The sequence below is a fragment of the Okeania sp. KiyG1 genome, assembly GCF_014132355.1.
Lineage (GTDB): Bacteria > Cyanobacteriota > Cyanobacteriia > Cyanobacteriales > Microcoleaceae > Okeania.
In genome coordinates this window covers 1-7,742 of record NZ_BLZO01000096.1, presented here as the reverse complement: position 1 = coordinate 7,742, position 7,742 = coordinate 1, and the positions used below count along the sequence as shown (strand labels likewise).

Sequence of the window (7,742 nt, the reverse complement as noted above, 5' to 3'; positions counted from 1 at the left end):
TTCACTCTGTCCACTCATTACTGCTGCAAACCAGAGGAAATTGTAGTTATGAGGAACAAAAGCCATAGTATAAATACTTTCAGGATGAGGGGATGCCAGATATTTAAGATCCGCTATAATGGCTTTTTGATTAGCAATGACCGCATCTTGGTAGCGTCCTACTCGAATGTAGATGTGAGATGGCATATGCTCCAGATGTCCGGAACCGGGAAATGCATTTCGTAGATTATCAGCAGTTTGAATACCTAATATCGGTTTTTCTTTCTCAACAGCATGGATATAGAAGTGAGTCGCTCCCGGATGCTGAGGATTTCTGGCTAAAACTGATTCAAAAGTTTCTAACATAGGCTTGGCTTCTGGTTTTATTTCCCCATTATCCTGCCAATAGTCCCAAGGAATTGTATACATCAGGGATAGTGCATATAAAGTTGCTGCATCTAAATCATCGGGATAATCTTGAAAAACCTGCTTCATTGCTTGAGCATAAGCTAAATCAAGCGAGGAGCGATCGGCAACCGGTTGTTCCGAATAACGCTGTGCTAAAGCTTTAATCAAAGCCTGTTCCTTGGGAGAGGCGTTGTTACTTAGGGTGATCGCTTGTTGAATTGCTTGCCAAGCCTCTGGTACTTGCTCATTTGTCCTTAGTGCCTTGATACTGGGTTCAAGAGCATAAGCTAATCCCCAGTAACACATGGCACAATTAGGATCTAGCCTACTTGCTTCACTAAAAGCACGAGCAGCTTCAGCATCATTAAAACTGTAGCTCTGAATTAAACCTTGATCAAAATACTTTTGAGCTAAGTCAGAGCTAGTGGAAATAGGATAATGATAACTACCAAGATTATCTATTATTTCTACTCGTTCAAGCTTTTCCTGGACGGGCGAGGCTAAAACTGGAGAATTTAACAGGAAAGAAGATATTAAAATAGGAATAATGATTAATCCTAGACAGACTATAGAACCGATAATTAAAGTTTTAAGCTTCTGATTCATTGTGTTACTCCTAATACAGTTTTTCATGGGAACATCCTAGTTGTGTAATTGTCAAAGTAAACAGCTTGATTTCTCTAGCCTTCAGGAAATGACGATAAGGTCTCAAAAACTTGTTCAAGTTTATCGCTTCCCCTTCAATACCATTTTTCCCCCACCACTAGGAATCAGTGCAATACCTTTTACTGAAGGCTTTCGCCATTGACGATCAACCAGAGCGAGTTGATAATTGTCAAGGATAGTTGCCAGTGCCAACTTCATCTTAAATAGCGCTAAATTCTCCCCAAGACAGCGACGCGAACCCCCACCAAAAGGTAAAAACTCATAGGGTGTATATTTCCTTTCTAAAAATCTTTCTGGTTTAAATTTCTTGGACTCTGGGTATAAATCTTCACGATGATGAGTTAAATAAACAGCACCATACACCTGTGTACCTGGTTCCAATTGAAAATCCATGAGTTCGACTGGCTCTTTTACTTCTCGTGGGAAAGTGAACATTACTGGTGGATAAATCCGCAAGCTTTCATTGCATACAGCTGTGAGATATGGAAGTTTAAAGATAGTCATGGGTTCTGGGGACTCATCCAGGGTCTCCAATTCCTGGAGCAACTTTTCGCGGACTTCGGGATGGTAGTGAATCCAATACAAAGCCCAAGCTATACCAGTTGCAGTTGTTTCAGTTCCAGCCGTAAGTAAGCCCATTAACTCATCCCGTAATTGTTGATCGCTCATTCCTTGGCCATCTTCATCACGGGCTGATAGGAGCAAGGTCATGATATCAGTGCTGTCAGGGTTAGATTGTGCGCAGCGATTGCGGATTTCAGTGTAGAGCAATTGGTCAATTTGCTGCTGTAAGTGAAGAAAGCGTCCCCAAGGACTCCAACTCCCCCAATCCTTTCTCAACAAAGGCACCAGAATCGCGCTGGCAATTAACGGACTTGTCGCCAAATCCCAGAACTCAACAACCAGTTGTTTGAATTGCTGAAAGCGTTCTTTCTCTTGGATACCAAAGACAATGTTTACCAATATTTCTAGGGAAAGTTCCTCTGCAACACTAAAGGCAGAAAAAGTTTTACCAGGAGTTAACTGGCTAAAGACTTGCTCTGTCAACTTGCAGATAGTTTGCCCATAAGCAATTATGTTCTTTTGCTGCAAATGAGGCATGACTAATTTCCGTTGCCATCGGTGAGAATCGCCTTCCATAACAAGTGTTGAGTTATCTCCTACTACAACTCCCGTAACTTCATTCTTACAAACATAAATTTCTTTACCCTCCCTAGTAAATAGTTTTTGCAATCCCAAGGGATGGCCCACTAAAAATTGCTGGTTGCCATAACCAAAAATTGGTGCGTTAAAAATATCACCATAGCGTTGGTAATTACTTTCCAGATAGCTGATGGGGTTGGTAAGATACTGAATTTTCTGCAGCCAATGGGGAGTTTTGGGACTATCAGGTAGTTTCATCATATTGAAGCAGTAACAATGAACAATTTTATACAAAATATTACCCCTCTTTTCAGCGAATGACCAAAGAGGGGTATCTTGTAACTATGATAAAAACAGGTTCTTATTTGGCACTGCTGCCAATACGATTTAGGAAAACCATAAGTTGAGGTTTGCCTGCCGAGAAGCTACCTGGAGCATAGTCTTTAGTGGTAGCAAAATCAATCTTTCCATCTCCATCAAAGTCTTCAACAGCAATTCGATTGAAAGATGAAACAGACAGTGTAGTTCTCTCAAAGAAGGCTGTAGCTCCTTCTTGCCCAATTAGGTGATAGTAGATAATACCTTGGAACAATGGATTGGGACTACGCTCCGAAATAATAAACTCATCGTATCCATCACCATCAAAATCAGCAATCCCTAAAAAACCCTGTACTATTTGGTTATCGACTCCATCTATGGCCAAGTTCGACCAAGTACTAGCCTTGTCACTCATCTCACTCTCTTGATCCATGTTGGTATGAGGTTTTGGCAAGGTAATCATCGGGTGCTTTTTCCATTCAGATTGTGCTGTAAAATCACCCGGATTTTCATACCAAGCAATTTCCCCAATAGCTAAACCAGACGTGACTAAATCCGGTTGGGAATCATTGTTGACATCAACAGCTTCAAGCCAGTAACCATCTTTAAGATTGTCGTCTACTACAATTTCCTGGAAATCTGGAGGATTGGTCAGAGCATTAGCTGGAGATAGCCATAAGCAGGAAACTCCCAAAAATACTAATACACCTAATAATAGACTCGAATGAATATTAGCTGTAACTTTCTTGAGTTGCTCAATCAGATGAGAAGGCAGTAAGCAGATGAAGTTTTTGATTGTCTTTTCAATTGAGTTGCTCATGTTTTGGTCTCTAGTGGTCTTCAATATTTTTCAGGGAAGAATACGTTCTCATTTGGTACTGCTGCCAATACGATTTAGGAAAACGAGAACTTGAGGTTTGTCTAGCGAGAAGCGGTCTTGGGCGTAGTTCCCAGCAGTAGCAAAGTCTAGCTTCCCATCTCCATCAAAGTCTTCAATGGCAATTCGAGCAGTAGATAAAGAAGAAAGTTTAGTTCTCTCAATGGTTAGGGTTGGTCTGATATCTCCTTCCTGTTTAATGAGTTTATAGTAGAAGATGCCTTGAAATATTGGCTTTGGACCATGCTCGGCAAGAAGTAACTCAGGCTGTCCATCACCATCAAAATCGACGACTTCTATAAAAGCATCTAACAGGTAGTAATACGAATCATCTAAGACATGACTTAGGGCATAAGTAGTCTCGCCATCAGTCTTACTGTCTTCGTTAATTTTGGGAGGAACTGTTGCCACAATTTTTGGCGTAATCATAGGGTGCTTTTTCCATTCTGATTGCGGTGTTAGATCGCCCGGGTTCTCATACCAAGAAACTTCTCCAATAGTAAAACCCGAAGTGACTAAGTCAGGTTGGGAATCATTGTTAACATCAACAGCTTCAATCCAGTAACCATCTTTAAGATTGTCGTCTACTACAATCTCTTGAAAGTTAGCAGTAGCAGTAAGGGCATTAGCCGGAGATGACCATAAGCAGGAGCCTCCCAAAAATATTAACGCACTTAATAAGAGAGTCCAGCGAATACTAGCTGCCATTTTTTTGAGTTCCTCAATCAGATGAGAAGGCCGCAAGCAGATGATACTTTTGATTGTCTTTTCAATTTTGTCACTCATATTTTAGGGGCTAGTACTCTTCAACTAGCTTTTTGTATTTTTTTACTGAAGTATGGAGTTTTTTATCCCCACTGTTTAAATATAATATTTTTGTACTCATTAGTAAACTAGGGATATTTTTTTTCAAGGGTAGTACAGGTCTCATACCATTGATATAACTCTATAGCAGTGTGCAGTTGGGTGAAATATCGAGGTCTCAAGAACTTGTTAACTTTATCGTTTCCCCCTCAATACCATTTCTAGTCCATCGCTAGGAGAGGTGCTAAGACCTCGTCTCTCGAGTTTGACCCATTGATTTCGTCTTTGGGACTTGACCGATTGATTATTAGCTAGAGCTAGTTGATAATTAGAGAGGATAGTTGCCAATATCAACTTCATCTCCAAGAGCGCTAAATTCTCCCCAAGACAACGACGGGAGCCACCACCAAAAGGTATAAACTCATAGGGTGTATATTGCCTTTCTAAAAATCTTTCGGGTTTAAATTTCCTCGAGTCTGGGTATAAATCTTCACGGTGATGAGTTAAATATATAGAAGCACACACCCCTGTACCCGGTTCTAATTGATAACCCATGAGTTCTACTGGCTCTTTTACTTCCCGTGTGACGTTAATAAATGCAACTGGACAAATCCGCAAGCTTTCATTGCACACAGCAGTGAGATATGGTAGCTTAAAAATAGTCATTGGTTCTGAGAACTCATCCAACGTATCCAATTCCTGGAGCAACTTTTCGCGGACTTCAGGATGCAGGTGAATCCAGTACAAAGCCCAACATACAGCATTTCTTGTTGAGTCATATCCAGCAAGAGTTAGAGTAAGTAACTCATCACGTAATTGTCGATCGCTCATCCCTTGACCTTCTCCATCTTTTGCTAACAGAAGTAAGTTTAGGATATCAGTACGCTCAGGGTTGTATTGTACACGGAGATTGCGAATTTCAGTGTAGAGAAACTCGTTAATTTGCTGTATTAAGCGACGAAGGTATCCCCAGGGACTCCAAGCACCCAAATCCTTTCTCAAGGAAGGAAACAAAATCACACTGGAAATTAACGGAGAGGTGAAGGAATTCATTAACTCACTCATCAATTGTTTAAGTTTATGGAAGGATTTTCCCTCGTTGAGACCAAAGACTAGATTTAAGTTTATGTCTAGAGTAATGTCCCCGACAACACTACAGGCAGAAAAAGTTGTACCAGGGGTTAACTGGCTAAATACTTGCTCTGTCACAGCACAGATAATTTGTCCATAAGCTCCTATCCTCTTCTGCTGAAAACAAGGCATTAATAATTTTCGTTCTCGTTGGTGAGCATCGCCTTCCAGAAGTATCACTGAGTTATCTCCTAATAAGAATCTCAGAGTCTCTTGGCCAGGAGCATCAAATGCTTTGCTTTCCTCACTCGATAGTTGTTTTAATCCTTCTGGATGGCTAACTAACAATAGCCGCTTGTAATTATCGGATGTTGGGGTATAAAAAATGTCGCCATAGCGTTCGCGATTACTTTCCAGATAGCCGATGGGGTCAGTAAAATACTGAATTTTCTGCAACCAATGGGGAGCTTTAGGAGTATCAGGTAGTTTCATCATTTTGAAGATAGCGCACTTTGGTTTTGCCCATCTTATCACACTAACATCTCAAAAATTCGTTGAGTTTTTCTTCTCTCCTTCAATACCATTTGTACCAGAAGTGTTGAATGTTAAGATAGAGAAAGGCGTGATGTGTATAATTTTAGACGCAATATTGATTTCGTTCAACACTTTTGCATTTTTGCTCCACCGCTAGAAGCAATGTTAGCACCTCATATCTGGGGTTTGACAGATTAATTATTACATTAGATATCTTGCAAAAGTCACGTCAGATTGTATCATGGGAATAGCAAGTAGGCGATCTCTAACTGAAAACAAGCAATACATTTGTAATTGTTGTTAACACTTGATAGTATAATCGACCATGAAAAAAGTAAAACATTACACCAAAAGACAGATAGAAAATTTAATAAAAGAGCAGATATTAAAGGAGTGTATATCTGAGCAATTTGAAGGTCATTTAGAAAACAATTTACTTCTTGTTGAAGAAGGAATAATTGACTCTATAAATATCTTTCGTTTAATTAGTATTTTGGAAAAAAGTTTGATTTTATATTTGACCAGCAAGAGTTATTACTGGAAAATTTTGAAACACTTAATGCTATTAATAATTGTGTTATTAACAAAATAAAAAAATTAGATCGGGTTGTAGAGTATTGAAAAAACAAAAATATAGCAATATGGAATAATATGTGATAATTGTATCCACTCAATATGATGGGGTAGGGAATGATTATAACTGCCAAGGCCAATCAAATGGATTGATAAAATAGGGAGTGATCGTATCGTATCCACTGAATATGATGGGGTAGGCAATTATTTCTGCCAAGACAAACCAAAGCAATTAACACAAGAGCGATCGTAAATAATAGTTGCTAGAGAGGGAATATTACCTATCTGGGAAATGCGATCGCGTACATATTCAAAAAAACTCAATCCCAGCTTACGAGTAGTAGCAACAAGGGACATAAAAGTATCCCAAGATGCAGTCCCTTCAATCGTCTGAGTTCCATAACTGATATGGCGTCTTCTCACCATAGTCCTAGCAGCTAACTCCGCCGGGTTATTATGTAATGGCAATTCGGGATGGTCTAACACCAGCAACAACTCCGAGATTTTGGTAACAGTTAATCGTTTTCGTTCATCCAACTGCTGATAACCACTCTGAGTCCCGAAAAGTCGAGAAAATTCAGAGCGTAATCTATGGGCTGTTGAAAGTGTGGGAGCATCTCTATAAGCAAGTAACTCTCGATAGTAATCCCAAAAATCATCCAAGAATTGTTCCAGGAGTTTTTGATGATAATTAACTTTGGGAGTTAACTTTTTTATAATGTCGTCCCTCATGTATCCAACACAAAGCCAACTCATCAGTTAGTAACTTGAAGGTTGGTGCATCATCACATAGGAGAGTCTTGATGACTGGCCACTCCCTTTGCTGATGATAAAAAAGCAATTGCTGCTGCTTCTAAAATACGTTTACGCATTTGTGACCCTAATAATGGTAAATGTCTATCTAGTAGCCCATTAAACTCTGTGGAATTCAATACAGTGTCTTGGGGCAACAATTCTAGAGACTTCTTCCATTTATCTGGTATACGTAAGGTTTCCAACATTGAGTTGGTGAAGGGGCCCTTGAATAAACTTTAGTTCTTTTGCGTTCAGTAAACCTTGAAGTACACTTAATCTATCTTTGTTGGCAGTGGTAAAGTAGACCGTATAAAGAGGGTTACACACTACATTCGTGGTATAGTTTACTCCTCCCACTCGGGCTCCCGTTTGGTCAAAGTGCTGCCAGGGACTACTTAATAGTCCGGCTTCATAAATTTCGCTTTTTTCTGTTTCAAAACCAGACTGGTTTTTGATTAATAAATTAGACAAATTCCCGGCTGACATGGAGATGCCCATATCCTCTAAAAACTCTAATAGTTTGCCTTGGGTCATATTTCCCCCATAGTACAAACTTATGATTAAGCTTTTGATT

At 39.6% G+C, this 7,742-nt stretch carries 7 protein-coding genes and 2 pseudogenes; 1 reads left to right on the top strand and 8 read right to left on the bottom strand.

The genetic code is table 11. The features are described 5' to 3' along the window. The 5 genes and pseudogenes from SAGCYANO_RS23600 to SAGCYANO_RS23580 form a co-directional block, all read right to left on the bottom strand. Nucleotides 1-993 (bottom strand): annotated as a pseudogene (locus SAGCYANO_RS23600) (hypothetical protein); the annotation flags it as partial. Between the two features lie 120 nt (nt 994-1,113). Beyond that, complete coding sequence (locus SAGCYANO_RS23595; RefSeq protein ID WP_202222320.1) at nt 1,114-2,457, bottom strand: cytochrome P450; 1,344 nt, start codon at nt 2,455-2,457, stop codon at nt 1,114-1,116. A gap of 100 nt (nt 2,458-2,557) precedes the next feature. Continuing rightward, on the bottom strand, nt 2,558-3,334 hold the full coding sequence (locus SAGCYANO_RS23590; RefSeq protein WP_202222318.1) for a VCBS repeat-containing protein: 777 nt from the start codon (nt 3,332-3,334) through the stop codon (nt 2,558-2,560). A gap of 48 nt (nt 3,335-3,382) precedes the next feature. Then, nucleotides 3,383-4,177 (bottom strand): VCBS repeat-containing protein, encoded by a 795-nt coding sequence (locus SAGCYANO_RS23585; RefSeq protein WP_237396592.1) that lies wholly within the window; start codon nt 4,175-4,177, stop codon nt 3,383-3,385. A 213-nt stretch (nt 4,178-4,390) separates the two neighbouring features. Next, nucleotides 4,391-5,800 (bottom strand): cytochrome P450, encoded by a 1,410-nt coding sequence (locus SAGCYANO_RS23580; RefSeq protein WP_237396590.1) that lies wholly within the window; start codon nt 5,798-5,800, stop codon nt 4,391-4,393. A 325-nt stretch (nt 5,801-6,125) separates the two neighbouring features. Between SAGCYANO_RS23580 and SAGCYANO_RS23575 the strand changes: the two genes are divergently transcribed. Continuing rightward, nucleotides 6,126-6,392: a hypothetical protein gene (locus tag SAGCYANO_RS23575; RefSeq protein WP_202222316.1), complete on the top strand. Its 267-nt coding sequence runs from the start codon at nt 6,126-6,128 to the stop codon at nt 6,390-6,392. A gap of 185 nt (nt 6,393-6,577) precedes the next feature. Here SAGCYANO_RS23575 and SAGCYANO_RS23570 read toward each other — a convergent pair whose 3' ends face one another. The 3 genes and pseudogenes from SAGCYANO_RS23570 to SAGCYANO_RS23560 all read right to left on the bottom strand — a co-directional run. Further along, nucleotides 6,578-7,129, bottom strand: a complete 552-nt coding sequence (locus SAGCYANO_RS23570) for a hypothetical protein (protein WP_202222315.1) — start codon at nt 7,127-7,129, stop codon at nt 6,578-6,580. Nucleotides 7,130-7,158: 29 nt separating this feature from the next. Continuing rightward, a complete protein-coding gene (locus SAGCYANO_RS23565) occupies nt 7,159-7,374 on the bottom strand; it encodes a hypothetical protein (RefSeq protein ID WP_202222314.1) in 216 nt (71 codons plus the stop codon). Then, nucleotides 7,346-7,742 (bottom strand): annotated as a pseudogene (locus SAGCYANO_RS23560) (hypothetical protein); the annotation flags it as partial. The gene SAGCYANO_RS23565 and the pseudogene SAGCYANO_RS23560, both read right to left, overlap by 29 nt.

What these genes read in the sequence shown, in the direction of transcription:
- SAGCYANO_RS23595 (WP_202222320.1), bottom strand. Translation starts at nt 2,457, where the DNA reads ATGATGAAACTACCTGATAGTCCCAAAACTCCCCATTGGCTGCAGAAA.
- SAGCYANO_RS23590 (WP_202222318.1), bottom strand. Translation starts at nt 3,334, where the DNA reads ATGAGCAACTCAATTGAAAAGACAATCAAAAACTTCATCTGCTTACTG.
- SAGCYANO_RS23585 (WP_237396592.1), bottom strand. Translation starts at nt 4,177, where the DNA reads ATGAGTGACAAAATTGAAAAGACAATCAAAAGTATCATCTGCTTGCGG.
- SAGCYANO_RS23575 (WP_202222316.1), top strand. Translation starts at nt 6,126, where the DNA reads ATGAAAAAAGTAAAACATTACACCAAAAGACAGATAGAAAATTTAATA.
- SAGCYANO_RS23570 (WP_202222315.1), bottom strand. Translation starts at nt 7,129, where the DNA reads ATGAGTTGGCTTTGTGTTGGATACATGAGGGACGACATTATAAAAAAG.
- SAGCYANO_RS23565 (WP_202222314.1), bottom strand. Translation starts at nt 7,374, where the DNA reads ATGTTGGAAACCTTACGTATACCAGATAAATGGAAGAAGTCTCTAGAA.